The organism is Merdimmobilis hominis (assembly GCF_016901855.1).
GTDB lineage: Bacteria > Bacillota > Clostridia > Oscillospirales > Ruminococcaceae > Paludihabitans.
In genome coordinates this window covers 1-24,886 of record NZ_JACJKY010000006.1, presented here as the reverse complement: position 1 = coordinate 24,886, position 24,886 = coordinate 1, and the positions used below count along the sequence as shown (strand labels likewise).

The window sequence follows — 24,886 nt, the reverse complement described above, 5'->3', positions numbered from 1 at the left end:
AAAATCCATTATGAAGATTTCGCAAAAGGCAAACAAGCAAAAAGAATTTCAAAAATAAATCCACCAATGAAAAATGAGACTTCTTAAAAGATCTTTTCAAAAATATTGATTGTTATAAAGTTGAAAATTAAATTCTTCACAAATGTATATACTGTAAGGCGTTGCTTTGTCACAGCGCCTTATTTTTATCGAATTATATTCTTGCTTATATTCTTGCGGCAATTTTCTTACGGTCCGACTTCCTACTGAAAGCAATAGGCATAGCAGAATTTTTTGTATGGAAAAACATTCAACTGGAACTTGCTGCTGAAGGTGTTTATAATAAACTTTTTGATTTCAAAGCTGATAATGAGGTAACAAAGGAAGATTTCAAGAGAAAAACGCTCGAAGAAAAATTGAAGTCTTTAAAAGAGATTCTTAACAGTCTAAATTTTGATGAGATTTAAAACCGGATTTAAAATATTCTTATTCTTAAAGCGGCACTGATCATTCAGCGCCGCTTTTTTGTGCCGTATGTTCCTCCAGCAGCGCTTTTACCAGCCTTACCTCTCTTTGAAAGCAGTATTCATAGCGTGCATGCTCCGCCTGATCGATCGCCCGCTTCAGCTCCTCCTCTTTTTCGTCCCGGCGGGCTTCCCGCTCTGCCCGAAAGCGCTCCCATTCCGCCTCCCAGTCAAAATCATCGTCCTCATCTTCTTCGCTATCGCCCGTCACGTCCTCCTCGCTTTCAATACCGTCATAATAGCGCCTGCGCTCCTCGTCGGTCTCGCCGAACCAGGTGAGGTCCCAGAGAATATGCGCCAGGATTTCGCTCTGGTTTTCCGCTGTCAAAAGCGTTTCGGCAAACAGCGAATCGGCAATGGCGGCGTCGGTTTGATCCATCCAGCTATAAGCTTCGGGATTCGGCTCGTCCTGCAAAATCTCGCTTTGCTCGCACATTGCCGCCTCGATCGCGCCGAACCCAAACCACCAGGAGCCGTCCACCGCCGCAGGAACGGCGAAAAATACAAAGGGCGAGCCCTCTTTCTGCGGCGCGGCGTTCAGGATATTGGAGATTATCCGTTTTGTCCATTCGCCGACAAGCCGCCTGATATCGGCAACCGTATCCTCCGGCTCAGCCTGCTCAAACAGCGTGTTCAGATGCAGCCGCAGCAGAATATCGGCGATCTCCTGCGGATCGGATTCTTTTAGGATTTCCCTTACGGTTCTCATTGTTTACACCTCCTGTTCCGGCTTTTCAGAATTTACATAACCGCATAGTCCTTGAGCGCCATGCAGCCGATGAGGCAGCGCGCTTCATGCTCGATAATAATCTTCGGTGCACCGATACTCATCAGCTCGCAAAGGCGCAGTGCGTGGATATGCACATCATAGGCAAAACAGTTGCCGCCGAGATTTTTTACGCTTTCGAGCAGCTCCTCGCCACGGTATTTTTCAAGCAGCCTTTCCTCCTCTGCGGATAATTCCTCCGCCTGTGCCTCCTTTTTAAGCGCCGCGTCCAGTATGCGCTCCTCTTCGCCGTACCACTGCGGGCGCTGAAGATAGAGCTGCCATATGTCGAATAGGACGGGATTATCAAGTGCGTCGCGGACAAGCTCCGGATTGTTATCCAGTTTATCATATACCTTGGCGATTTCCGAAAGCCCTGCATACAGCTCTTGAAATTCCGAAAGCAGCATGTTCAGATCATCCCTGTTCCAGGACATTTTGAAGATGTCAAATTCGTCGTCCTGTTCCTCGTCCGTGCCGAAATTTTTGGGCATGCGAAGCGCGCCGTCACGGTCGGTGGCGGCAAACAGAGAAGTGACATAGTCAATGGAGGCAAGGTATGTGTTTTTGGCAAAGTTCATGTTCATCATCAAACTCCTTTATCATATTTTTCTAAAGGATAACACGGCATTTTTGAAATCACAAATAAAATGCAAAATTTTTTTCTAATTCCAAAGGTCGTCAAAATACTTGTCCAAAAGCGCCATTGCCCGTTTCCGTTCGGCAATCGCTTTCTCAGTCGGGCAAATAACGAAATCCGCACAGTTTTTATCGGCGGCGCGGAACGCATCGGCCATTTCCTTTAGGATACCTTTCCACTCGGCAAGGCGGCCATCATCCTCCAAAGAGATGCTTTGAACGCCGCAGGATGCCCCGCCGTTTTCCGAGACTTGTTTGTCCGGCAGATTTGAGGGATAAGAATCCACTTGCTCCCGCAGACAGTCCAGCACACCCGGAACGACCTCCAGAAACCAGCGGTCCATATCCCATGCGTCCTTTTCGCAGTATCCCTTCAATATACGGTCACGGCAGCATTTCAAATCGAACAGGAAATGCTTGATATTTTTGATTGGTGTTTTGATACTATAGACTGAAAAATCAAAAACAGGGTACAACATCAAAATTCCTCCTCTGTGAAAAACCGATAATGTGCCGAACCGTCCGCGCAGAACCGAACCTTGCCTTGCGCTGTGGTTTGAGCCAACCGAAATGTCTGTATAATAAACAGCCGAATGTCTTCCCACAAAAGTACGGGGTTGGCATAGACCGTGACTTTTCCATTTTTAATCTCAACACGCCCGCGCGGATAAGCGTTGTAGGCGCATCCTTTTGTGACGCTGCGGTCCAGCTTTTCCCATTCCGCTTTGTGATTGAAATTATCGCCGGATTTGGAAGTATAGCAAACCGGACACAGCGCCGAGCCGTTTTCGTCGCAGGGTGTCTTCACCGTGAGCAGCTCAATTTTTCCGTCCGCGTCCCTGCGCGCCCAAAAGATTCCCTTTTCCATAAAAATCGCTTCCCAAAGCATACAAAATTCAAACAGATATTTCGATAAGCTTAAGCCCTTGCTTTTTTGCGTATTCCATTGTTTTTGCCGTGCCGCTGCGCGGGTGGCTTTCCATGTATACGGCAATCAGAAAATCGCTGTGGTCGACCAGATATCGATTGCGCTCAGAAAAGGCTGCTTTCCTGTACTTGGACTTGCCGACGACATGCACAAGATCGGCTTGCCTTTGTACCAATTGACAAGCAGGCTCATCGGCGTTGTGCCCGGCGAAGGGCAGGGCGATTTCCAGAAAAATTTCCGGATGCGCTTTTTTCTTTTGCAGCACCATTTCCGCCGCCCAGGTATCTACGCCCACGGCATTTCCGCAGATAAAATGCGTGACACCTTCGACAAGCGCCCAATCAACCGCATTTTCCAACCCGGCTAACAAATCTTTCCGATGCGGAGATTCTGTATCATCTCCCCACAGGAAATGCCGGTGTCCGGTAAAACAGCAGGTCATGCTTCAGCCCTCCGTTCAAATGTATTGATGAAAATCGTCATGCGGCTTGAAACCGAACTTCCGCCGCATCGGATAAAGTTTTTACGCCTTTCTTTGTATCGTGCTTGTAAAAAGGCGCCTTATACCTTTCGGGATAACCGATAACAAATAACACTTCAAACAAACCGAAACGCTGTACACAAACATGGAAATTTTGCGCAAAGAAAAGCGACGGAAAGCGCTTAAATATCGATCCTGAATTTTTCGCTGTTGTTGACGGCGTCCAACGCCGTTTGCAGACGGGACAGCTCGTCAAACGCCGCGTCATAATCCTTTGCAGCTTCAAAACGGTCATAGTTTATATGGCGGTAATCGACAAGATTGCCGTAACCGTCGTAACGGTCGTGTTTTTCACGCGCCTTCGGCAGACGCGCTTTCATTTCACCCAGCTTTTTGACTCGCGCCGACAGAAACGGCAGATAGACCAGCGCCCGGTCGATCGTCATAGAAAAGCCGGGCACGGTGTGCGTCGTGTTGAAAAGATTGAGCGCGTGCTTTACCGTCATGATTTTTTCTTCCAGCTCCCGCAGCTTTTTCTGCGCGGCGGCATAATCATATTCCGGGCGCAGCGATTCAGGCTCCTCGCCCATAGCGGCAAGAAATGTGCTGCACTGCTCTTCTTCATAAAGCCGTGCCTGATGCACATCGTTCAGTTTCTTTAAAAGCTTGTTTGCTTCTGCAGAGGTGTATTCCATTTGCTTTACGACCTTTCTATTTTTATATATTGATTATATCCTGTTTTGTGCGGCAAAAACGGTGCATTACAGCAGAGAAAGCAGATTTTTCAGTTCCTTGGAGCACAGTGGACTTCGCAGAGTCCGCAGCGCAAGCGCTCCCATCTGCTCGGCTTCCTTTTGCGGAATAGCGAGATACAGGGCGGTTTCCTCCGGCGTATGTGCGTTCCCGTCTGTAAAACCATATTGATATAAAATCATCAGCCGCTGCTTTTCCGAGAGCCGCATCAGCGCCTTTTGAATAGAAGCCTCCGTTCTTCTTCGGTTGCTTGCCAGGCTTTTTATTACCGCCTTGTTCCCGAATATATCGCCGAGAAGCCGAATCTGCGCTTCATGAACATATATGTAATCTTTCATTTCAATCACCGCTTTTCAAGATATATTAAAACCTGCGTGTTGATACGCTTTTTGCATTCTTCTGCCGCCCGCTCTTTTGTCATCGTTCTCGCCCCCTCTTCGGCAATTGTATATTGCAAAATCTAAAAAGACAAATAAATTGTTTATTCTTTTAGTAAAGACCTCCCGCATTTTTGCAAGAGGTCTTTTATAACTATTTTTCTTTAATGGAACAAATCTCTAATTTGGGATACCTCTTATTCGCCAATTTTTCCGCTTCGAATTCATTCTCTGCCTGCACAATAAAACTAATGTGCGGCAATTTCCCAGGATCACCCATATGGACCTCATATCGTTTTTTCATGCTTAATCCTCCTCTCATTTTTCTGCGTTCAAAAGCATTGCCAGTTGATCGCCGGACGCAACAACACGACCGTAAAAATCGGTGGTCACATCCCTGCTTTTCTTGTAGTACCCGAGCGGTCTGCCGTAGAAGTCCTTGATGGTCTTGTCGCCGTTGCTTTCTTCAATGACCGTTCCGATCACACGACCGTAAAAATCCTTGATCTCCACTTTGTTCGCCATTTTGCTTCCTCCTTTCGTTCGTTTTCTGCATTGTAACACGGCTTTTTTGAAAACTTAAGTAAAATGGCGATAAATTTGAAAATTTTTTATTTATCGTTTTACAGGCAGGAACTCAGCGGCTTTGCTGCTGAGTTCCTGCTGTTTTTGCTTTTTGAGATTGACGTCCCCAAATGTCCTCTGCCAGTGGGAACAAGTGAGGGGATGTTTTTGAGACAAACCGTCTTTTCAAAAAAATTTTTTGCCATTTTTCGTGAAAACAGGGTGCGTTTTGACCTCTCAATTCCAAATAAGTGAAGGGATAAAAAATTTTTTGCGATTCAGGGTGTGCATTTGGCTGTTCTCAGTGGGAATAAGTGAGAAGGCTTTTTCGGGGCAAGCAAAATAAAGCGCCCACAACCGGATAAAAAATATTTTCTCATTTTTTCTGTGAAATAGGGTGTCATTTGGCTTTGCAATTCCGAATAAGTGAGGAGGTCTTTTCACCGAATAAAAATTTTTCTTAGAAAACCTCAAAAATGGGTGTGCATTTCGGCACCCTTTGTCCAAATGAGTGAGGAGGTTTTTCATTCGGAAATATTTTCCCGTTTAGGGGGTGCATTTGGCTTTTCCCAGTGGGAATAGGTGGAGGGATAAATTTTTCAAAAAGTTTTTCCGGAGAAAGCCAAAAAACGGGTGTGCATTTGGATACCCTTTGTGCAAATAAGTGAGAGGGATTTTCAAATTTGCAAATATTTTTCCGTTTAAGGTTGTCACTTGCCGCTTCCCAGTGGGAATAAGTGAAGAGACTTTTTCATTGTACCTTGAAAACTGAATAACGATCCGAATGGGATATGACTTTGCCACGACAGTCGGGGAGAGGAGGAGCAACGGCGTGAGCGAACTTTTCGTGCATTGCACGGAAATGAGCGAAACAAAGTTTGCGACGACGAAGCGAAGCGACGCTGCGGTGAGACTCCGGGGCAGGAACGGCATTCGGAGAAAACAGCAGGCTCTGTAAATCAATGGATCATCAAATCGTGAGGAGGTGAAAAACATGGTCATAAAAATCACGCCAAAGCAGTCAAAGCGGATCAATGCCCTCATTAAAAAGCTCTGCTGCAACTATGTAGACGGCAATTGCCTTCTGCTGGACGACGGCGAGGAGCACGCTTGCGTACAGTGCATCAGCCGGTACGGAATCTACTGCAGCTATTTCAAAAACGCAGTCCTTCCCGCAGACAGGGAGCTGTTTGCCGAGATTATGCAGTCGGCAAGCAAAAAACAATGCCAAATCTGCAAGTCGTTCTTCGTACCAAAGGCAAAAAACCAGCGCTACTGCCCAAACTGTGCCGCCGTCCAAAAGCGTAAGAAAGCCGCCGAGCGCCAGCGCAGGAAACGGGCGGTGCTTCCCTAATCAGGTTTCAGGACGGAATCCTGACGAGTTACTGATTTGTGGAAACAAACAGTCTGCTCGCTCCGTTAGGGCGGAGATTTAAGAAAGGAATATTCTGCTGCTTAAAGCAAGCAGAAAAACGGTATAGGTGTCACGCTTTTTGAAGCCGTAAAGCCACAGAAATCAAGGCGTTTCTCAAATGAAAACGCCATAAGGAATACCGTAATACCCGAACATACAAAATCACGGTTTAAAACCGTGACAGAAAGAAGGTGAATTTCTGAATCCGTATTTAAAATTATCCGAAGCGGAAAGCTATGTGTTTTACAAAGTCCCCAAGGCTTTGTTCACAGAGGAAAAATACAAGCCGGTTTCCACCGACGCCAAAATGCTCTACGGCCTGCTGCTCGACCGGATGCACCTTTCCGCCAAAAACGGCTGGACGGACAAGCGTGGGCGCGTCTATCAATTCTTTACCGTCAAAGAGGCGCAGGATAAGCTGCGCTTCGGGCACGAAAAGATATGCAGGCTGTTCTCGGAACTGGAACAGGCTGACCTGATCCTCCGCAAGCGGCAGGGACAGGGAAAGCCGAGCATTATCTACTTGAAAAAGTTCTGACTTCCGGTTTTCGGACTTTTAAAGTTCCGAAGATCGGAAGCTATTAAGACTAAGAGAGTAAGAATACTTACTACCCGAAAAAGAAGAAAACAATGGAGGTTTCATAACATGAAAGAAAAAGAAACGATTGAATACTTAGATTTAAAATCCCTTGTTCCCTTTCGGAATCACCCGTTCAAGCTGCGGGGCGGAGAAGAAAAGGAACAGCTTTTACAGAGTATCAGGATGCAGGGCGCTATTGAGCCGCTGCTCGTCCGTCCTCTTTCGGAAAGTGAATACGAGGTCATATCAGGACACAGACGAATGGAGATTTGCAGGGAGCTTGGAATAGAAAAACTGCCTGTTATCGTCCGAAATCTGACCGACGAACAGGCGGTTTCCATGATGGTAGACGCAAACCTGCACAGGGAAAACATATTGCCCAGCGAGCGTGCATTCGCCTACAAAATGAAATGGGAAGCAATCCGGAAACAAGGTCAGCGTACCGATTTAACTTCGTCGCAGCCTGCGACAAAGTATCGAAGTGATGAAAGAATTGCAAATGAATTTGGTATCGGAAAGGACACTTTGCACCGGTATATCCGTCTGACTTACTTGATTCCCGAACTGCTTGAGATGGTAGACGAGGGCAGAATCGCCCTCACGCCTGCGGTGGAATTGTCGTACTTAACCCATGAAGAACAGCATTTGCTTCTGAACGAAATCGAATATGCAGACGCTACCCCGTCCCTTTCACAGGCGCAGAGACTACGGAGCTTTTCCCGTCAGGGCAGGCTCACTGCCGATGTCATCTTTGCAGTGATGAGCGAGGAAAAAGCCAACCAGAAGGAACAGATTCGGTTTCCAAAAGAGGAACTGCAAAAGTATTTCCCTAAAAGCTATACGGGCAAGGATATGCAGAATACCATCCTCCAACTGCTGGAAAAGTGGCAGCGGCAGAGAGAACGAAACGCAAGGGAGGAACGGTAAATGGATGATAAAATAATTCCTTTGGGAAGTTTCGTCCCCTACTTCTATTCGCCGGACAACGATTCCTTTTCCATACAGATCGGCGGCACGGTTTATGAAGTGACCACCCATTTTGATACAGAGGGCAAAGAAACCGTCCTAAAGCAGTTCCGGGACTTGCTTCTGGAACTGCAAAATAGTTAACCCTGCACATTCGACAGTACGGGCATTGCACGGTATACTGGCATTACCCTGCAATGCCCGGTTGTCAGAAAGGAGACTGAAGAATCAATGACAACGCAAAACAAATCAAACGGGCAGGAAAAAGAAAAGATCACCGCCCTTTACTGCCGCCTGTCGGTGGACGATGACAAGAAGGACATGGAGTCGAACTCCATTACCAATCAAAAACAGATTTTACTGGACTACGCTAAAAAACATGGGTATCTGCACCCGGTTTTCTTTGTAGACGATGGGATTTCCGGGACGACTTTTCAAAGGCCGGATTTTCAGCGGATGCAGAGAATGGCGGAGAACGGAGAGGTCGGGACGATCATCGTAAAGGATGTATCCCGTTTTGGACGAGAGCAAGTCGAGATGGGCAGGCTGACGCAGGTGGTCTATCCGTCCCTTGGCATTACCTTTATCGCCATACAGGAAAATATCAATTCCACAACCGGCGAAGGAATGGAAATGCTACCCTTTTACAGCATCTTCAACGAGTGGTATGCGGCGCAGACTTCCAAGAAAATCCGTGCGGTCAATGAGCTGAAAGCCTCTCAGGGCAGGAGAGTCGCTTCTACGGTTGCCTATGGATACAAGAAGCTCGAAGGCGACAAAGAGCAATGGTATATTGACGAGCCTGCGGCACAAATCGTCCGAAAGATATTCTCCCTCTGCCTTGCCGGAAAAGGCCCGACGCAGATCGCACGGCAGTTGGAAAAAGAAAAGGTTTTGACGCCAACAGCATATTTTCACTCGATTGGCAGAAAGACGAGTAACCCAATGCCTGTCAATGTTTATGGCTGGTGTGAAAGCACAGTAGAGCGTATTTTGGAAAACCAGCAGTACACAGGCTGTACGGTGAACGGGAAATCCACGACGGTCAGTTACAAGGTGCATAAGGTAATTGAGAATCCGAAAGAGGAATACCAGATTATTCCCAACACGCAGGAAGCGATCATTGACGAGAATGTATGGCTGAGGGTGCAGGAACTCAGGAAGAATAAGCGTAGACCGACGAAAACGAATCGGAAAAGCTTGTTTTCAGGGCTGGTATTCTGTGCCGACTGCAAATCAAAGCTGCACTTCTGCGCCGCCAAGTCACTGAAACGCAATCAGGAATTCTTCCGCTGCGCCAACTACAAGGACGGCAGAGGGAGCTGTACCATCCATTTCATTCGGGATGTAGTCTTGGAAATGATTGTGAAGGAAGCGGTTGCGGGTTTGGCGGATTTTGTGCGCTGCTATGAGTCGGTATTTCTCTATATGCAGAAGCAGAAATGCGGGGAATTCCAGAAAAAACGGCAGCAGGAATTAAAGCTTTCCATAGAAAACAGCGGAAAGCGGATCGCCGATCTGGACAAGCTGTTCAATCGGATTTATGAGGACAATGTGATTGGGAAACTGTCGGACGAACGCTATGCAAGGATGGCGGCGGAGTATGAGTCCGAGCAGAAAGAGCTGCTGGAAAAGGTCAAAGAGGAAGAACAACTGCTGTCCGAAATGAAACAGAAATCGGTGGATATGCGTCTGCTTTTACAGGGGCTGCGGGAATTTACCGACATGAAAGAGCTTACGCCGACGATCGTCAACAAGCTGATCCGTCGCATTGAGGTGCATAATCCTGAGAAGAAGCACGCTCATAAGTCAGTAAAGGTGGATATCTATTTCACGGCGGTAGGCTTAGTAAGCTTGCCGGACGAGCAGGAAATCCGAAAAATGATGGAACAGATGCGAAACGCATCACTGCTTCCAAAACAACTGACTGCATAAAAAAACGGTGTAACCCGCCACATATCGGGTTACACCATCTTCTCTACATTTTTACTGCCTTATTAGCACGGGGCATTTAGTCTGTCGGTTTTGTTTTTAGTGCTTTAGCGATAGAACGGCGGAGCAAAGCGAGGACGTTCAACAACCGCCCGCTATACGGGTGGGATTAGAGCTTAAGCAAAGGACATCCTTTCTGGTATAATGGTGATTGTTCAAGCCACCAAAAAGAAAACAGAAAGGATGTCCTTTATGGCAAATAGTTTAGCACACAAAAAATGGGTATGCAAGTATCATATCGTATTCACTCCGAAGTATTGTCGAAAAATTATATACAAGGAACTGCGGAAAGATATACAGCAAATTATAAGAGATTTATGCAAGTGGAAAGGGGTAGAAATCATAGAGGGGCATATGATGCCCGACCATCTCCATCTTCTCTTAAGTATTCCGCCAAAGTATAGTGTTTCGCAGTTTATGGGTTATCTCAAGGGAAAAAGTGCGATGATGATTTTCGAGAGACATGCAAACTTAAAGTACAAATTTGGAAACCGAAATTTCTGGGCAACGGGGTATTACGTAAGCACAGTAGGTATAAATACGGCGACGATCCCAAAATACATCCGAGAACAGGAGAAGCAGGAGCAAATAGAAGACAGTTTAAGCAAGAAGGAGTACGAAAACCCTTTAAAGGAAGGCAAGTAATCATACAACCATGGTTTAAACCAACGTCTTTTAGGGGTTGATTTTTGTTAAGGCCTTATAGGCCGCTTCTTATGTTGCCATTCTTAGATGTGGTCATGACTCTATATTAGAATACAAAAGGTAAGCAATCGGCATTTGGTGCAGTTCAGCGCGTATTGCATCTGTTATTTGACTAAACATTCCGGTGGAACTGCATATACGGTTTCGTATGCCAAAAAGAAAGGGTTAACTATAATCAATATTGCGGAAAAATAGGGAAAGATACGAGATCTGTGTCATGTTGAAGATGTGGTTTATGGCAGACTGTCGAATGATGTATTTTTGTGCAGAATGCGGATAGAAACGCGCGCGCAGTTGTGCTATACTATTTCTCGCAGTTTTTCTGCAGTCAGTCGCAAGAACCTGACTTAAAATAAAACTACGAGAGGATCTTTACAAATGAAAAACACAAAAACCATCACTCGCGCGGCGATGATCGCAGGCTTGTATGCTGCAATCACATTCGCCACATTCTTTATGTCGTTCGGTGCAGTTCAGTATCGTGTGAGCGAAGCACTGACGATTCTTCCGGTCTTTACCGCATCCGCAATTCCGGGCCTTTCGGTTGGCTGTGCAATCGCCAATCTGGTTGGATTCATGCTGGGCGTCAATCCCGTCGGTGCACTGGATGCTGTGTTCGGCACAGCGGCAACACTGATTGCGGCGTTGATTACATGGCGGATCGGAAAATGCAAAAGCCGCGTTGTGCGTTATACACTGGCGCCGCTTCCTCCGGTGCTGTTAAACGCTGTCATTGTCGGATTTGAAATCTGCGTCTTTTTTGTCGGAACGCTTACATGGGAAACGTTTTTGGTAAACGCCTTCTTAGTCTTTATTGGCGAGGCGGTTGTCTGCTATGTCTTGGGTGTTCCGCTGATGGCTGTTTTGGAACACAAGGATCGTGCAAAGCATATTTTCGGTTGATTTCGCCATGAAATACACTGGCGAATTTGAAGAAAAATGCACTGTTTTGCTTGCATTGTTTCGGTCTTTTTGCTAATATATAAATATAGAAATCGGAACAAAGGAAAAGGAGTGTTTTTCTATGAAGTTTCTTGCCAAATTGGCCGGTGTGCTTACAGTCACTGCTGCAGTTGCAGTGTTGGTGAAAATTCTGATCGATTTTCTGTATGATCAATGCGGAGAAAATTATATTTCGACGCAGGAAATTGAATAAACTGAATACGAATGAAGAGAGAACCACTGCGTCTGCGGTGGTTTTTCTTGTCTGAAAAGGAGGCGAATGACATGAAGATTTTGAATTTTGGTTCGATGAATATTGATGACGTTTATACGGTATCTCATTTTGTCAAACCAGGCGAAACGATCAAACCGATTTCCTATGAGCGGTTTTCCGGCGGAAAGGGACTCAATCAATCGATTGCACTGGCTCGTGCAGGCGCCGAGGTATATCATGCCGGCATGATTGGTGAGGACGGTGCGTTTTTAAAGGAACTGCTGGCTAAGTCCGGTGTCCGCACGGAATTTGTGCAGACAGTAAACACACCGACGGGGCGTGCGATTATCCAGGTGGAGGAGCGCACGGGACAAAATTGTATCATTTTGTTTGGCGGTGCGAATCAATGTGCTGTACGTGAACAGATCGACGCGGTGCTTTCGCAGTTTGGAGAAGGAGACTGGCTTCTTCTGCAGAATGAGATCAATGAAATCGGCTATTTGATGGAACAGGCGCACGCACGCGGAATGACGGTGGTGTTCAATCCGTCGCCGTTTAGCGCGTCGGTTATGCATTATCCGCTTTCGTATGTGGACTGGTTCTTTGTCAATGAAATAGAAGGCGCCGCGATTGCACGTACCGATACGCCGGATGCCATCATTGCAGGGATCTGCACACGCTATCCGGACTGCCGCGTGGTGCTCACGCTCGGAACAAACGGCGCGTGTGCGTATGATCGCAAACAAAAGGCAAGCCATCCGATCTTTTCGGTAGACGTGGTGGATACCACAGGTGCAGGCGATACGTTTACCGGTTATTTTCTTCATGCGATTGCGTCGGGTGGAACACTTTCGGATGCATTGCGGACCGCATCGGCCGCATCGGCACTGGCTGTCAGTAAAAAAGGTGCTGCGCCGTCGATTCCGACCGCAGCGGAAGTGTCGAATTTTTTAAAACAGCAAGAAAACAAATCGTAATCCCTTGTCGAAGTCCGTATAATATGGTAATATATAAGAATTGAGATGTTGCAGGAGGTTTTATTCATGAAAAACGCTTATGAAAGTCCATTCAGCACCCGATACGCCAGCGATGAAATGCAGTATCTGTTTTCCGCAGATAAAAAATTCAAAACATGGCGCCGGCTCTGGGTGGCGCTTGCCCGTGCAGAGATGAAACTCGGTCTGCCGGTTACACAGGAGCAGGTCAAAGAACTTGAATCCCATTTGGACGATATCAACTACGATGTTGCACAGGCACGTGAAAAACAGGTCCGTCACGACGTTATGTCTCATGTATATGCATACGGCGTGCAGTGCCCGAACGCAAAAGGAATCATCCATCTGGGTGCAACTTCCTGCTATGTCGGCGACAATACCGACGTTATTATTATGAAAGAAGCGCTGCAGGTTGTCCGCAGAAAGCTCATCAACGTCATTCATCTGCTTGCGAAATTTGCAGATGAATACAAATCGATGCCGGCGCTCGCATACACCCATTTGCAGCCGGCACAGCTGACCACCGTCGGCAAACGTGCAACCCTTTGGATCAATGAACTGCTCATGGATCTCGAGGACCTTGACTACCGTGTTTCGACACTCAAACTGCTTGGTTCCAAAGGCACCACCGGTACACAGGCAAGCTTCCTTGATCTGTTTGACGGCGACAGCAAAAAAATTGACGAACTCGAGCAGATGATCGCAGAAGAAATGGGATTTTCTTCGGTGGTTCCGGTTTCCGGTCAGACCTATTCGAGAAAAATGGATTCGCAGGTGCTCGCTGTATTGAGCGGTATCGCGCAGTCCGCAAGCAAATTCTCGAACGATATGCGCATTCTGCAGAACTTCAAAGAGATGGAAGAGCCGTTTGAGAAAAATCAGATCGGTTCTTCGGCAATGCCGTATAAACGCAACCCGATGCGCTGCGAGCGTATTACTGCACTGGCACGTTACGTCATGATCGACAGTTTAAACCCGGCGTTTACCGCAGGTACTCAGTGGTTTGAGCGTACACTCGACGACAGTGCAAACAAACGTATTTCGGTTGCAGAGGCATTCCTGGCAGTTGATTCGATTCTCAATATCCTTTTGAATGTCTGCGACGGTCTTGTCGTGTATCCGAAAGTGGTCCGTCAGCGCGTGCTCAAAGAGCTACCGTTCATGGCAACGGAGAACATCATGATGGAAGCAGTCAAAAAAGGCGGCGACCGTCAGGAACTGCACGAGCGTCTGCGTACGCACTCGATTGCAGCAGGCAAAGTAGTCAAAGAAGAGGGCGGCGAAAACGATCTGATCGACCGCGTCTGTGCAGATCCGGCATTCATGCTGTCGCACGATGAAATTGACTCGATTCTCGTGCCGGAGAACTTCACCGGACGCAGTGCAGAACAGGTCACCATTTTCTTAAATACATGTGTTCGTCCAATTGAAGAAGCAAATCGCGAAATTTTAGGTGAAAATGCTGAACTGAGCGTGTAAACTCTGTTGACTTTTGGATAATACTGTCGTATAATAAACGACGTGAGTGTGATTCGGGATTCTTGTCATGAAAATCCGGAGTCCCGCATCAACAACAGTACAAAGGAGATTCAGTCCCATGAAACGTATTGGAAAACCAATATTTTTTATCGTTGCTGCTTTCATCTTTGTCTTTACCACGCTGGCTTTCACCGGCTTGCACACAACATACGGCGATAAAACAACGACCTATGTAAAAGGTGCAGGTGATATCCGTTGGGGTATTGACATTCGCGGCGGCGTCGATGTCACGTTTACGCCATCAGAGGGCATAGACGCAACCGAGGAGCAGATGAATGCTGCTACCGAAACATTAAAACAGCGTATGGTGTCGCTCAACATCACAGACTATGAAGTGTACACCGACGTTCAAAAAGACCGCATCATCGTTCGTTTCCCGTGGAAAGAGGGAGAGGAGTCGTTTGATCCGGAAGCTGCAATCGCAGAGCTCGGCGAGACCGCATTGCTCACATTCCGTAAAGGTGCGGAAACCGATGAAGAAGGCGTACCGACCGGCGAAGTATTGTTCGAAGGCGGTCATGTCAATAAAGCAGAAGCGCTTTACGGACCGGTTACAGACGGCGGAAGCAATGAATATTTCGTAAGCCTCGAGCTTGACGATGAAGCTGCAAAGATTTTTGCAGATGCAACCGGCAGCATGGTCGGCACAAGCGATACCATCTCGATCTGGATGGATAACACAATGGTGTCGAATGCAACCGTTAACGCTGCAATCACCGATGGTAAAGCAATCATCACAAGCGGCGGCAGCTTTACAAGAGAAGATGTAGAAGGCCTTGCAAACAAAATCAATGCCGGCAATCTTCCGTTTAAACTGGAAACCGAAACATACAGCACCATTACACCGACACTCGGTCAGGGTGCATTGGCTGCAATGACACTGGCAGGCGTGATCGCATTCGTGCTGATCTGTGTGTTCATGATCGTGATGTATCGTGTACAGGGCATTATCATCAGCATCGCACTGCTCGGTCAGGTTGGCGGTATGATCGCCGCAATTTCCGGCTTCATTCCGGGTATCAACAGTTTCACGATGACCATTCCGGGTATTGCAGGTATCATCCTTGCAATCGGTATGGGCGTTGACGCAAACGTTATCACTGCAGAGCGCATCAAAGAAGAGCTTCGCAACGGCAAATCGATCGATGGCGCAGTCAATGCTGGTTTTGAACGCGGCTTCACAGCAATTTTTGACGGCAACATCACAAACGTTATCGTTGCAGTGATTTTGATGGGTGCATTTGGTTCGTCCGATAACTTCTTTGCACAGATTCTTTCGCCGGTGTTTGGCTTCTTTGGCTTTGCAACAGAAGGTTCTGTGTTCTCGTTCGGTTATACACTGCTTGTCGGTGTTGTGCTGAACTTTGTATTCGGCGTATTGGCAACCCGTTTGATGACCAAATCGCTTTCGCGTTTCAAATGGTTTAGAAAACCTGCACTTTATGGAGGAGGACTTGCGAAATGAATTTGAAAAGCTTTGACTTCCTCGGAATCAAAAAATATACATTGACTGCTTCCGCAATTCTGATGGGATTGATTATTGCATGTGCACTGATTTTCGGTGTTCTGCTGAATGTTCAGTTCTCCGGTGGTACAATCGTCACCTATACATATACCGGAACCATTGATGAAGCTGCGGTAAAAGAAGCAGCTGAAACTGCACTCCAAAAAAGTGTTTCGGTCAATACCAAAAAAGGTGTCAACAACCTCGACAGCTTTGAAATCGTATTGAATGAAAAAGAGGGCATCTCTGCAGATGCACAGGGCAAATTGACAGATGAAATCACCAAGACGTTTGCAGATAATGATGTAAAACTGCTTTCGAACTCGACCGTTGACCCGATCATCGGTATGGAATTCTTTGCAAAGAGCCTTGTGGCAATTGCACTGGCAGCAGTATTGATCGTTATTTACGTTGCATTCCGCTTTAAGAGAATCAGCGGTTGGTCATCAGGCGTGATGGCATTGATGGCATTATTGCACGACGCAATTGTTGTGTTTGGTGTGTTTGTCATCTTCCGCATTCCGCTCGACTTCAACTTCGTTGCAGTTATTTTGACCATCCTCGGTTATTCGATCAACGATACGATCATCATCTACGACAGAATGCGTGAAAATCAGCGTCTGTACAGCGATTTGAGCCGTACAGTGCTTGTAAACCGCAGTATCGGCGAAACGCTTTCGAGAACAATCAACACCACATTGACAACCATTGCAGCAATCGCAGTGATTTGTGTGGTCGCAGTTGTTTGCCATGTTGAGTCGATTTTGAGTTTTGCATTCCCGCTTTTGATCGGTATGATTTCGGGTACATATTCAACAATCTTTGTTGCTTGCCCGCTTTGGACTATCTGGCAGGATCACAAAGCAAAACGTTCACCGAAAAAAGCTTTCGCAAAATCGGCACGTTAAGTGTTGCTTGATTGTATCATTTGCTTTCATCAAAAAGCTTGTCATTCATCATGAATGACAAGCTTTTTTGTATGATAAATTTTGTTTTTTCGAAATTCAGACTTGCTTTTTGTGTTGGAAACTGATATAATATTCATGTTGCAAATCTTTGGATATGCGCCCGTAGCTCAGCTGGATAGAGTGTCAGACTCCGACTCTGAAGGTCGTGCGTTCGAATCGCATCGGGCGTACCAAACCTGCGGTCAGCCATTCGCGACCGTAGGTTTTTTCTTTTGAGATTTTATCCCCGTCATTGCGGCGGGATTTTTTGTTAATATGCTTAGTTCTGTGGCAGAATTGCTGTCGCAGAACTTTTCTATTTTTAAAGAAAAATCAAAAAAGAAGTCTTTTCCGTATGGAAAAGACTTCTTTTTGTTCTGGTAAAACAATGGTCAGTTTTTGCTGAATTCCTGGAGCTCAAGTGTCGGGTTGTGATCGAGTGCCCACTGAATTCCCCATGAGTTCGAAAACAGCAGCAGATTGTTGCCTTTTAAATCCTGAATCCGCTTCGTATCGGATGTGAGATTCAGTGATTTGGGATCAAGGTCTTTGTTGGCAATCCAGCGGATGAACTGGTAGGGGAGACCTTGCTGACGAATTTCAACGTTATATTCGTTTTTCAAGCGGTATTCAAGCACTTCAAACTGAAGCACACCGACAACGCCCACGATAACGCGTTCCATACCGCCGGAGTCAAGCTCCTGGAAAATCTGAATTGCACCTTCCTGTGCGATCTGAGAAGTACCTTTGATAAACTGTTTGCGTTTTAACGTATCTTTCTGTTCGACAATCGCAAAATGCTCTGGTGCAAAGGTTGGAATACCTTCAAACTGCATTTTTGCACTCGGCGAGCAAACGGTATCACCGATTGAAAAAATACCCGGATCGAACACACCGATGATATCGCCGGCATATGCTTCGTCGACGATTTCGCGTTCCTGTGCCATCATTTGCTGCGGCTGAGAAAGCTTCATTTTCTTTTCGCCCTGTACGTGCAGAACATCCATGCCTTTTTCGAATTTACCGGAACAAATGCGCATGAATGCGATACGGTCACGGTGTGCCTTATTCATGTTTGCCTGAATTTTAAAGACAAACGCGGAAAAGTCCTCGGAAAACGGGTCAATTTCACCGATGTCTGCTTTTCGCGGAAGCGGCGACGTTGTCATGCGCAGAAAATCCTCCAAAAACGGTTCTACGCCGAAGTTGGTCAGCGCCGAACCGAAAAATACCGGCGTCAGTTTTCCGGAATCAATGCGGGATTGGTCAAAATCAGCGCCGGCGCCTTCGATCAGTTCCACGTCATCCTGCAATGTCTGATAAAGTTCCTCGCCGAGCCGGTCTTTTAAATCCGGTGCATCAAGCGTCAGTGCAGTTGCCTCGACTTCACGCTGACCGTTGTTTGCTGTGAATGCAACAATTTGCTGCGATTTACGGTCAAACACACCTTTAAAATCGCGGCCCGAGCCGATCGGCCAGTTCACCGGATAGGTGTCGATGCCGAGCTCCTGCTCGATCTCTTCAAGCAAATCATACGGATTGCGCGCTTCGCGGTCCATTTTATTGATAAATGTAAAGATCGGGATATTGCGCATGGTGCAGACTTTAAACAGCTTGCGTGTCTGGTTCTCAACGCCTTTGGATGCGTCAATGACCATGACAGCAGAGTCTGCCGCCATCAATGTACGGTACGTATCCTCCGAGAAGTCCTGGTGACCCGGCGTATCGAGAATATTGATGCAGTATCCCTCATATTGAAACTGAAGCACAGAAGAAGTGACCGAAATACCTCTTTGCTTTTCAATTTCCATCCAGTCGGAAACGGCATGTTTGGCTGTTTTTTTGCCTTTTACCGAGCCTGCAAGCTGAATGGCACCGCCATATAACAAAAACTTTTCCGTCAACGTTGTTTTACCTGCGTCCGGGTGCGAAATAATCGCAAATGTCCGCCGTCTTTTAATTTCTTCTGCAATCGAAGCCAACGGTTTCAATCCTTTCTTTTTTTAACTCTCATAAGTTATTATTATATCATAGCCTCACATTGAAAGCAAACAAAACTTTGAATGTCAAGCGATATTTTGCTTTGTCAGACAGCGAAACATGCAGTCCTGCATTCATTTTTGAAGTTCTTTTACATAGGTCCGCAGACAAACATCTGCAAAGCACTCGAGCAAGCAGACGGTATTTTGGAAAAATCAAATCGCGAACAGGAGAACTGGGGAAGAGTTCATGACCCGCTGAATTCAAAAGCTTCCGATATCGTGTGGGACTATATGGACCGCAATTTGTTTTCGCTTGGTGTGGATGCGTGGTGGCTTGATTCCACGGAACCGTCTTTTCAAATTGACAGTTCTCTGGCGCTTTTGGATTGTTCGGACTGCTATTTGGGCAAAAACAGCCGTTATCTCAACCACTATGCAATGGCAACATCGCGCAATATTTACAAACACCAGCGCAGTGAAACAGACGAGAAACGCGTGTATATCCTCACACGAAGCGGTTATGCCGGACAGCAGGCATACGGTGCTTCGACATGGATCGGAGATATCCGTGCATCGTGGGAGGTGTTCCGCCGGCAGATTTCTTCACTGCTGAGCTTCAGTTTGTCGGGCATCCCGTATTCCACCACAGATATCGGCGCGTTTTTCGTGTCCAACCCGTCTTTTATGGAACAGGCATATGAAGGCGGCAACGAAAATGAAGCTTACCGCGAATTATACACCCGCTGGTTCTGGTTTGGCGCATTCAGCCCACTATTCCGGTCGCACGGTACAGATACGCCGCGTGAAATGTGGTTTTTCGGCGAACCGGGCAGTGAATATTATGAGTCGCAGCTGGCGGTAAGTCGTCTGCGGTATGCGCTGATGCCGTATATCTATGCTTCTGCATTCGATGTGTATAAAAACGACAGCACGCTGATGCGTCCGCTTGTCATGGAGTTTGGTGCAGATGAACGGGCAAAGATATTTCGGATACGTATCTGTTCGGCAGCAGTCTTTTGGTCCACATTGTGACAGAACCGAACCGTCGGACAGCAGAAGTCTATCTGCCAAGCGGCGCAGATTGGTTCGATTTTTATACCGGAAAACGGTATGAAGGCGGGCAGGCAGTGACTGTGGATGCGCCGATTGCGCATATTCCTGTGTTTGTAAAATGCGGCAGTATCATTCCGATGGCAGAACCGGCACAGTGCACCGCACAGCAGGATGAAACACGTCTCAAACTGTATGTGTATTCCGGTGCAGACGCAACAGCGACATACTATCAGGATGAAAACGACAGCTATCGTTATGAGAATGGAGATTACATGCAGATTCCGATGTCGTGGAACGACGCAGAACACCGACTGACAATCGAATCACCGTGCGGCAAACCTGCACTGTTTGACAGCAACAAGACGATCGAGCTTTACTTAAACAACGAATACCAGAAAACCGTATCGTATTGCGGGGAGCAGTTGGAAATCTTGCTGTAAGGGAGGCGGCAACATGTGTGAGATGACACCAAAACAAAGACTTCTTGCCTCAATTCGAGGACAAGAAGTCGATCATGTACCGTTTTCGCCGTTTCTTGTGTATTATTTTGATTTTTTGCCGAACGATGTACGGGAAAAAGGGGAGCTTTCCTATTTGCAGCAGATGGGTGCTGACCCGCTGCTGCGCGGCGGTGTGTGTGCATATGAAATTCGGCAGAATCACTGCACCGTTTCCGTGCGGACAGAGGGCAATAAGCGATACGAAACAATCACTACGCCAAAGGGAAATTTATATTCGGAATACACGTATGTTTCGCAGGCAAATACCTGGTTTTTGACCAGACATCCGATTGCGGATGCATCACAGATTCCGGCTGCAATCGCTTATTTTGAAGATCTTCAGGTGATCGAAAAAATCAAAGAAGCCAACGAGCAGGTGGAGCGGTTAGGAGAAGACGGACTGCAGCTTGCGCTGGTTGGTACGCACATGAAATCTGCCTATCAGTATCTGCTTGAAAATTTTGTGGGTACAGAGAATCTTATCTATCTGACAATGGATGAACCGGAATTGCTCGATGAATTGCTTGCTGTGATGCAGAAAAAGAATCTCGAAACGGTGCAGATCACTGCGAAAAGCAATGTGAGCGCATGCATCAGCTGGGAGGACAGCTCCACAACAAACGTAAATCCCGCACTGTATCAAACGTATATTGCCCCGGAAATCACCCGGTGGTGCACGATGTTAAATGAAGCAGGAAAGCCGTATGTCCAGCACGCGTGCGGTCATATCAAACATCTTTTATCACCGATGGCGGCGCAGGGCGTTTCTGCGATTGAATCGATTTCTCCGGCACCTACCGGGAATGTGACGATGGCGGAGGCGTTTGAAGAACTGCCTGCACAGGTAAGCCTCATTGGCGGCATCGAACCGACACAGATTCTAAACGATTCGGTTTCATCTCTGCTTGAATATGCAGATATGCTTTTGTCAATCAGAAAGAACCGCGGGTTTATTTTGGCCAACAGCGACAGCTGTCCGCCCGGTGTTGATTACGAGAAATTTGTCGCATTGGCGAACTTTTTAAAACAGCGCACCGTGCATTAAGAAAACGAGAATCCGTCCGTCTGCGTTTCATCCGAAAAATACGACAAATAGACATCTTCAAGCATCGGTTTTGCAAAAATCGCATCAGAAACCGGACAGCTTGGATCGTTTAAAAAACGCACAGTCATACCGTCTTTGTCACCGAAGATGTTGCTGACCTTATGTGTTTTCACAAAATCGGATACATCCTCTTTCGGCAAATGAACTTCACATACCAGTGTTTCCATCCGGCGCAGAATCTGCGCCGGTTCTTCTTTGAGCAGAAGTTTTCCGCGCTTGATCAGAATGATTTCTTTTGCAATATATTCGACGTCCGACACAACATGAGTGGCAAACAACACGATTTTATCCTGTGCGATTTTGCTGATAAAGTTGCGGATGCGAATGCGTTCTTTCGGGTCAAGTCCGGCGGTCGGTTCGTCGAGAATCAGCAGGGAGGGATCATTCAAAAGTGCCTGCGCAATCAAAATACGCTGTTTCATGCCGCCGGAATATGCGCCGAGCTTTTTCGAGGCATCGTCTGTAAGTCCGACCATCGAGAGCAGCTCGGTGATGCGCTGTGCAGCTTGTCTGCGGGGGATTTTTTTAAGCGCCGCCATATACCACAAAAAGCGTTTGGCAGTAAAATCGTCATAAAGACCCTGTTGCTGTGGCATGTATCCAATCAGATCGCGGAAGTTGGCACCCATCTTGCGGGTATCCGTTCCGTCCCATAAGATACTGCCGCTGTCCGGACGCAGATTGCCGGTGATAATGTTCATGAGTGTCGATTTTCCGGCACCGTTTGGTCCTAAAAATCCGTAAACGCCCGGTGTGAGTACAGCGGAAAAATCGTCAAGCGCACGTGTCTGTCCGCGTTTGTATGTTTTGGTGACCGATTGAATCGAAAGCTCCATCAGAATATCCTCCCTTCTGTTGCGCAGAATCGCCGGTATGCGGAAAATAAGAACAGGGCAGTGAGCATCAAAAGCAGAAGCAGTCCTGCAAATGATCCGAAGATACCGCCTGTGCTGTTCCAGGATGAAAACAGCGTGTATGCGTTTGCACTGCTTATATACCGGATGACCGAGATGCCGGACAGCTCCAGTGCAAGCGGAAGAATGCCCACAGCTGCGCTGACGACAACACAAACCGACAATCGTTTGATGACAGTGGAAATCCAAATGCAGAATGCGGTCAAGAACAGCACGCCGACAAGCATCCCTGCCTGCCGCACAAACAACGCTGTATCAATGTTTAACGAGATACCGGAAAGCATATATTGGTCGATATTTTGCAGAGAGATGTGCATATCAGCGAATGAATATCCGTTTGCCATGGAAATATAAAACGGAACACTGAAAATCAACAGTACAATCGCGGAAAAACCGCAGGCAGTGAGCACTTTCATCAAAAACAGCCTCGATTTTCCGCTCGCAGTCGTGCGCAGTAAAAACAGCATGTTGTTTTTATATTCCCGTGTGAAAAGCAATACTGTCCCCACGACGATGAACAGGGAAGCAAACATCCCGATCATCAGATCGCGGGTCGGATGAGAAAAAACCCACTGTGCCGAAAATTCGTTTACAATACCGCCCGCAATTCCGCTTGCATCGAGCTCCTTGGCGCGGGAATACTGCATATATAGTCGGTCAAAGGTGTTTTGTTCGACAGGAAGTGTTCCAAACGGCACCATCTTTGCTTGATATTCGGCCACGCCCAGTTCGCCGCGTTCAAATGCGGCTGTCAGATCGTCGACCGTTTTCTGTGCGGCATCCAGTTCTTGTTTGCGCGTGTCAAAATATTGTTCGGCTTTCGGTGTAATCTTTCCTTCCACTTGCTGTAACTCGGCTAAGTAGAACCCCTCCGGCGACAGTTCACTCACATACATCGAAGCCACTGTCTGCGACGCAATCCAGACGCAAGCCAGCAGAACAACAGACATTTTGCCGATTGCATAGAGCTTTATGTGTTCATGATATAAGATCGAGCGAACACCGACAGAGGGTGGAATCATTCGCCGAAGCCGTTCAAAAATCCATTCAAACGGATTTTTAAAGGAAGCTTTTGCACTCGATCGCGAAAACGCCAGTACAATCAGAATACTTCCTGCGGCAAAGAATCCCAAAAGAAGCCACAGCCACAGATCAGTGCGGGTGACCGGAAAGCCAAATACATTCAGGTTATTATACTGTGAAAACAGCCGATATCCATCCAAAAAAGCGATGGGATTTACAAATTTCAATAGGTTCCATGTGCTGAGTGACGGAATCAGCCAGTATGCACCATAACTTGTGCCGATAATAGCGGCGGCTGCCGCAAATCCAACCATAATATTTTTGATCCATGCAATCAAAACAACAAGTATAACTCCGCAAAGCATCGACGCCAGCAGTTTTGCCGCAAAAAACAGCCAAAGATATTCGCCGACATGCAGGGATAAATTGCTCTCTTTAAAGGCGGATACCGACTGGATTGTCCGGGAAAGATCACCGTACCCATAGAGAAAATGCCCTAAAAGCAGTGTGCCGCCGTAAAGAACTGCCGCCGTGCACAGCACACAGAGTAAAAAAGCGAGTAGTTTTGCCGCGCCCAGTGCAGCACGTCCGCTGCGGCAGGACTGAACGAGGAGCAGTGTGCCGTTTTCCCGTTCCTGCACAAACAGCGCAAAAGCAAACAGCAAAATAGCAATCAGAATCGCAAAATCTGCGACGGGAAAATCTGAAACACGTAAAATGCCGGCTTGTGAGCCGAACGACAGGGGAATCGTCTTTAAATGCGCGTAATCTGCAGGTGTTTTTTGAATATTCCGATACGAAAAGGTTTCTTTTTTCGCGAATGCGGAGATCGAGAGCATTTGTTGTGCCCGTGCATCCATTTCGCTGAGCCAGTCATGATATTCGGTCAGATACTGCGCATCGCGTGAAAGCTGCTCATATACCTCCTGTCGTAAAAAGAGGGCAGAAGGGTCCTCACCGAATTTCTGCTTGAGTTTTGAAAACCAGGCGGCATCCTCGTCGGACAAGGGGGCACCTGTATTTTGGCTGTCCACATATGCAGAAAACGCTTCGTTCATCCGGTCCATTTCGGCACACTCGTCTTCGATTTGTGCCGCAGCATCTTTAACCGACAGATTGCTGTAGGTGCGGAGTTCGCTTTCATAGAGCGTTTGATACTGCTGCGCACGCTCGTCTGTGCTGTCAGTTTGAACGAATGTAACGGCGCAGACGGCAAGCAAAATTCCAAGCAGCAAAAACAGCCAGCGTTTTGAAAAAAGTTTCTGCATTTCATAGCCGAACAGTCTGATCATTTGCATCACCTGCTTTCATGCAGTGTTTGTTTTATTGTGTCAAATGTAAAAGCTCCTGAAGCTCGGCGCCTTTGCCGATTTGTTGTTTGTCGAGAATATACAGTGTGCGGTAGGTGTCAGAAACAGTGATATATTCTCCGTTTTCATAGTACGTTCCCGGTTCAAATTCTAAAAACAGATACCGTTCATCTCCCGTATATAGTGCATA

The 24,886-nt window shown here is 47.0% G+C and carries 27 protein-coding genes and 1 tRNA gene; 16 read left to right on the top strand and 12 right to left on the bottom strand.

Features of this window, described 5'->3' with window-relative positions; translation table 11 throughout:
- Positions 1-486: 486 nt before the first annotated feature.
- The 9 genes from H6A12_RS04945 to H6A12_RS04905 all read right to left on the bottom strand — a co-directional run bounded on the left by H6A12_RS04945 (position 487) and on the right by H6A12_RS04905 (position 4,972).
- A complete protein-coding gene (locus H6A12_RS04945) occupies positions 487-1,212 on the bottom strand; it encodes a hypothetical protein (protein ID WP_204445445.1) in 726 nt (241 codons plus the stop codon).
- Positions 1,213-1,244: 32 nt separating this feature from the next.
- Complete coding sequence (locus H6A12_RS04940) at positions 1,245-1,850, bottom strand: hypothetical protein (RefSeq protein WP_204445442.1); 606 nt, start codon at positions 1,848-1,850, stop codon at positions 1,245-1,247.
- Positions 1,851-1,934: 84 nt separating this feature from the next.
- Positions 1,935-2,387: a hypothetical protein gene (locus H6A12_RS04935; RefSeq protein ID WP_204445440.1), complete on the bottom strand. Its 453-nt coding sequence runs from the start codon at positions 2,385-2,387 to the stop codon at positions 1,935-1,937.
- Positions 2,387-2,776 (bottom strand): hypothetical protein, encoded by a 390-nt coding sequence (locus H6A12_RS04930; protein ID WP_204445437.1) that lies wholly within the window; start codon positions 2,774-2,776, stop codon positions 2,387-2,389. Before H6A12_RS04930 ends, H6A12_RS04935 begins: the two co-directional genes overlap by 1 nt.
- A gap of 28 nt (positions 2,777-2,804) precedes the next feature.
- On the bottom strand, positions 2,805-3,278 hold the full coding sequence (locus H6A12_RS04925; protein ID WP_204445435.1) for an SLOG family protein: 474 nt from the start codon (positions 3,276-3,278) through the stop codon (positions 2,805-2,807).
- Positions 3,279-3,499: 221 nt separating this feature from the next.
- Positions 3,500-4,012 (bottom strand): hypothetical protein, encoded by a 513-nt coding sequence (locus H6A12_RS04920; protein ID WP_204445432.1) that lies wholly within the window; start codon positions 4,010-4,012, stop codon positions 3,500-3,502.
- A gap of 66 nt (positions 4,013-4,078) precedes the next feature.
- The gene (locus H6A12_RS04915; protein WP_204445430.1) at positions 4,079-4,408 is read right to left on the bottom strand and encodes a hypothetical protein; all 330 of its coding nucleotides are present in this window, start codon (positions 4,406-4,408) and stop codon (positions 4,079-4,081) included.
- 193 nt (positions 4,409-4,601) lie between these two features.
- The gene (locus H6A12_RS04910; protein WP_204445428.1) at positions 4,602-4,751 is read right to left on the bottom strand and encodes a hypothetical protein; all 150 of its coding nucleotides are present in this window, start codon (positions 4,749-4,751) and stop codon (positions 4,602-4,604) included.
- Positions 4,752-4,765: 14 nt separating this feature from the next.
- The gene (locus tag H6A12_RS04905; protein ID WP_191494485.1) at positions 4,766-4,972 is read right to left on the bottom strand and encodes a hypothetical protein; all 207 of its coding nucleotides are present in this window, start codon (positions 4,970-4,972) and stop codon (positions 4,766-4,768) included.
- A 1,033-nt stretch (positions 4,973-6,005) separates the two neighbouring features.
- Between H6A12_RS04905 and H6A12_RS04900 the strand changes: the two genes are divergently transcribed.
- The 13 genes from H6A12_RS04900 (at position 6,006) to H6A12_RS04845 (ending at position 17,003) form a co-directional block, all read left to right on the top strand.
- Entirely contained in the window at positions 6,006-6,365 is a 360-nt protein-coding gene (locus H6A12_RS04900; RefSeq protein WP_204445426.1) for a cysteine-rich VLP domain-containing protein, read from the top strand.
- A gap of 298 nt (positions 6,366-6,663) precedes the next feature.
- Entirely contained in the window at positions 6,664-6,963 is a 300-nt protein-coding gene (locus tag H6A12_RS04895; RefSeq protein ID WP_345941226.1) for a replication initiator protein A, read from the top strand.
- 108 nt (positions 6,964-7,071) lie between these two features.
- Positions 7,072-7,932, top strand: a complete 861-nt coding sequence (locus H6A12_RS04890; protein WP_204445424.1) for a ParB/RepB/Spo0J family partition protein — start codon at positions 7,072-7,074, stop codon at positions 7,930-7,932.
- On the top strand, positions 7,933-8,115 hold the full coding sequence (locus H6A12_RS04885; RefSeq protein WP_204445422.1) for a transposon-encoded TnpW family protein: 183 nt from the start codon (positions 7,933-7,935) through the stop codon (positions 8,113-8,115).
- An 87-nt stretch (positions 8,116-8,202) separates the two neighbouring features.
- Entirely contained in the window at positions 8,203-9,906 is a 1,704-nt protein-coding gene (locus H6A12_RS04880) for a recombinase family protein (protein WP_204445420.1), read from the top strand.
- 240 nt (positions 9,907-10,146) lie between these two features.
- Positions 10,147-10,608, top strand: coding sequence for an IS200/IS605 family transposase (tnpA, locus tag H6A12_RS04875; RefSeq protein WP_204445675.1), 462 nt, complete (start codon positions 10,147-10,149; stop codon positions 10,606-10,608).
- Positions 10,609-11,046: 438 nt separating this feature from the next.
- On the top strand, positions 11,047-11,571 hold the full coding sequence (locus tag H6A12_RS04870; protein WP_204445418.1) for a QueT transporter family protein: 525 nt from the start codon (positions 11,047-11,049) through the stop codon (positions 11,569-11,571).
- A gap of 121 nt (positions 11,572-11,692) precedes the next feature.
- Positions 11,693-11,824: a hypothetical protein gene (locus H6A12_RS13595; RefSeq protein ID WP_275955287.1), complete on the top strand. Its 132-nt coding sequence runs from the start codon at positions 11,693-11,695 to the stop codon at positions 11,822-11,824.
- Positions 11,825-11,895: 71 nt separating this feature from the next.
- Entirely contained in the window at positions 11,896-12,801 is a 906-nt protein-coding gene (locus H6A12_RS04865) for a ribokinase (RefSeq protein ID WP_204445415.1), read from the top strand.
- A 66-nt stretch (positions 12,802-12,867) separates the two neighbouring features.
- Entirely contained in the window at positions 12,868-14,298 is a 1,431-nt protein-coding gene (gene purB / locus H6A12_RS04860) for an adenylosuccinate lyase (protein ID WP_204445413.1), read from the top strand.
- A gap of 118 nt (positions 14,299-14,416) precedes the next feature.
- On the top strand, positions 14,417-15,823 hold the full coding sequence (locus tag H6A12_RS04855) for a preprotein translocase subunit SecD (RefSeq protein ID WP_204445411.1): 1,407 nt from the start codon (positions 14,417-14,419) through the stop codon (positions 15,821-15,823).
- A complete protein-coding gene (gene secF, locus H6A12_RS04850; protein WP_204445409.1) occupies positions 15,820-16,770 on the top strand; it encodes a protein translocase subunit SecF in 951 nt (316 codons plus the stop codon). The genes H6A12_RS04855 and secF overlap by 4 nt, the downstream gene beginning before the upstream one ends.
- A gap of 156 nt (positions 16,771-16,926) precedes the next feature.
- Positions 16,927-17,003 (top strand) — tRNA-Arg (locus H6A12_RS04845).
- 198 nt (positions 17,004-17,201) lie between these two features.
- On the opposite strand, the gene H6A12_RS04840 is transcribed toward H6A12_RS04845, so the two are convergent.
- A complete protein-coding gene (locus H6A12_RS04840) occupies positions 17,202-18,791 on the bottom strand; it encodes a peptide chain release factor 3 (protein WP_204445407.1) in 1,590 nt (529 codons plus the stop codon).
- An 81-nt stretch (positions 18,792-18,872) separates the two neighbouring features.
- Here H6A12_RS04840 and H6A12_RS04835 point away from each other — a divergent pair, with 81 nt between their 5' ends.
- Genes H6A12_RS04835 through H6A12_RS04825 form a run of 3 tightly spaced genes read left to right on the top strand, consistent with a single transcriptional unit; the run spans position 18,873 to position 21,389 of the window.
- The gene (locus tag H6A12_RS04835) at positions 18,873-19,823 is read left to right on the top strand and encodes a TIM-barrel domain-containing protein (protein WP_204445405.1); all 951 of its coding nucleotides are present in this window, start codon (positions 18,873-18,875) and stop codon (positions 19,821-19,823) included.
- A complete protein-coding gene (locus H6A12_RS13590; protein ID WP_204445403.1) occupies positions 19,808-20,284 on the top strand; it encodes a DUF5110 domain-containing protein in 477 nt (158 codons plus the stop codon). The genes H6A12_RS04835 and H6A12_RS13590 overlap by 16 nt, the downstream gene beginning before the upstream one ends.
- A gap of 13 nt (positions 20,285-20,297) precedes the next feature.
- Complete coding sequence (locus tag H6A12_RS04825; protein WP_204445398.1) at positions 20,298-21,389, top strand: uroporphyrinogen decarboxylase family protein; 1,092 nt, start codon at positions 20,298-20,300, stop codon at positions 21,387-21,389.
- Here the strand turns inward: H6A12_RS04825 and H6A12_RS04820 are convergent.
- Together H6A12_RS04820 and H6A12_RS04815 are read right to left on the bottom strand one after the other, a co-directional pair.
- Positions 21,386-22,285: an ABC transporter ATP-binding protein gene (locus H6A12_RS04820; protein ID WP_243415300.1), complete on the bottom strand. Its 900-nt coding sequence runs from the start codon at positions 22,283-22,285 to the stop codon at positions 21,386-21,388. The two genes, H6A12_RS04825 and H6A12_RS04820, sit on opposite strands and share 4 nt — an antisense overlap.
- Positions 22,285-24,678, bottom strand: coding sequence for an ABC transporter permease subunit (locus H6A12_RS04815; RefSeq protein ID WP_204445394.1), 2,394 nt, complete (start codon positions 24,676-24,678; stop codon positions 22,285-22,287). The genes H6A12_RS04820 and H6A12_RS04815 overlap by 1 nt, the downstream gene beginning before the upstream one ends.
- Positions 24,679-24,886: the final 208 nt, after the last annotated feature.

Excerpts from the sequence above, each read along its gene's own strand:
- H6A12_RS04945 (WP_204445445.1), bottom strand. The coding sequence starts at position 1,212 with ATGAGAACCGTAAGGGAAATCCTAAAAGAATCCGATCCGCAGGAGATC.
- H6A12_RS04940 (WP_204445442.1), bottom strand. The coding sequence starts at position 1,850 with ATGAACTTTGCCAAAAACACATACCTTGCCTCCATTGACTATGTCACT.
- H6A12_RS04935 (WP_204445440.1), bottom strand. The coding sequence starts at position 2,387 with ATGTTGTACCCTGTTTTTGATTTTTCAGTCTATAGTATCAAAACACCA.
- H6A12_RS04930 (WP_204445437.1), bottom strand. The coding sequence starts at position 2,776 with ATGGAAAAGGGAATCTTTTGGGCGCGCAGGGACGCGGACGGAAAAATT.
- H6A12_RS04925 (WP_204445435.1), bottom strand. The coding sequence starts at position 3,278 with ATGACCTGCTGTTTTACCGGACACCGGCATTTCCTGTGGGGAGATGAT.
- H6A12_RS04920 (WP_204445432.1), bottom strand. The coding sequence starts at position 4,012 with ATGGAATACACCTCTGCAGAAGCAAACAAGCTTTTAAAGAAACTGAAC.
- H6A12_RS04915 (WP_204445430.1), bottom strand. The coding sequence starts at position 4,408 with ATGAAAGATTACATATATGTTCATGAAGCGCAGATTCGGCTTCTCGGC.
- H6A12_RS04910 (WP_204445428.1), bottom strand. The coding sequence starts at position 4,751 with ATGAAAAAACGATATGAGGTCCATATGGGTGATCCTGGGAAATTGCCG.
- H6A12_RS04905 (WP_191494485.1), bottom strand. The coding sequence starts at position 4,972 with ATGGCGAACAAAGTGGAGATCAAGGATTTTTACGGTCGTGTGATCGGA.
- H6A12_RS04900 (WP_204445426.1), top strand. The coding sequence starts at position 6,006 with ATGGTCATAAAAATCACGCCAAAGCAGTCAAAGCGGATCAATGCCCTC.
- H6A12_RS04890 (WP_204445424.1), top strand. The coding sequence starts at position 7,072 with ATGAAAGAAAAAGAAACGATTGAATACTTAGATTTAAAATCCCTTGTT.
- H6A12_RS04885 (WP_204445422.1), top strand. The coding sequence starts at position 7,933 with ATGGATGATAAAATAATTCCTTTGGGAAGTTTCGTCCCCTACTTCTAT.
- H6A12_RS04880 (WP_204445420.1), top strand. The coding sequence starts at position 8,203 with ATGACAACGCAAAACAAATCAAACGGGCAGGAAAAAGAAAAGATCACC.
- tnpA (WP_204445675.1), top strand. The coding sequence starts at position 10,147 with ATGTCCTTTATGGCAAATAGTTTAGCACACAAAAAATGGGTATGCAAG.
- H6A12_RS04870 (WP_204445418.1), top strand. The coding sequence starts at position 11,047 with ATGAAAAACACAAAAACCATCACTCGCGCGGCGATGATCGCAGGCTTG.
- H6A12_RS13595 (WP_275955287.1), top strand. The coding sequence starts at position 11,693 with ATGAAGTTTCTTGCCAAATTGGCCGGTGTGCTTACAGTCACTGCTGCA.
- H6A12_RS04865 (WP_204445415.1), top strand. The coding sequence starts at position 11,896 with ATGAAGATTTTGAATTTTGGTTCGATGAATATTGATGACGTTTATACG.
- purB (WP_204445413.1), top strand. The coding sequence starts at position 12,868 with ATGAAAAACGCTTATGAAAGTCCATTCAGCACCCGATACGCCAGCGAT.
- H6A12_RS04855 (WP_204445411.1), top strand. The coding sequence starts at position 14,417 with ATGAAACGTATTGGAAAACCAATATTTTTTATCGTTGCTGCTTTCATC.
- secF (WP_204445409.1), top strand. The coding sequence starts at position 15,820 with ATGAATTTGAAAAGCTTTGACTTCCTCGGAATCAAAAAATATACATTG.
- H6A12_RS04835 (WP_204445405.1), top strand. The coding sequence starts at position 18,873 with ATGTCAAGCGATATTTTGCTTTGTCAGACAGCGAAACATGCAGTCCTG.
- H6A12_RS04825 (WP_204445398.1), top strand. The coding sequence starts at position 20,298 with ATGTGTGAGATGACACCAAAACAAAGACTTCTTGCCTCAATTCGAGGA.
- H6A12_RS04820 (WP_243415300.1), bottom strand. The coding sequence starts at position 22,285 with ATGGAGCTTTCGATTCAATCGGTCACCAAAACATACAAACGCGGACAG.
- H6A12_RS04815 (WP_204445394.1), bottom strand. The coding sequence starts at position 24,678 with ATGATCAGACTGTTCGGCTATGAAATGCAGAAACTTTTTTCAAAACGC.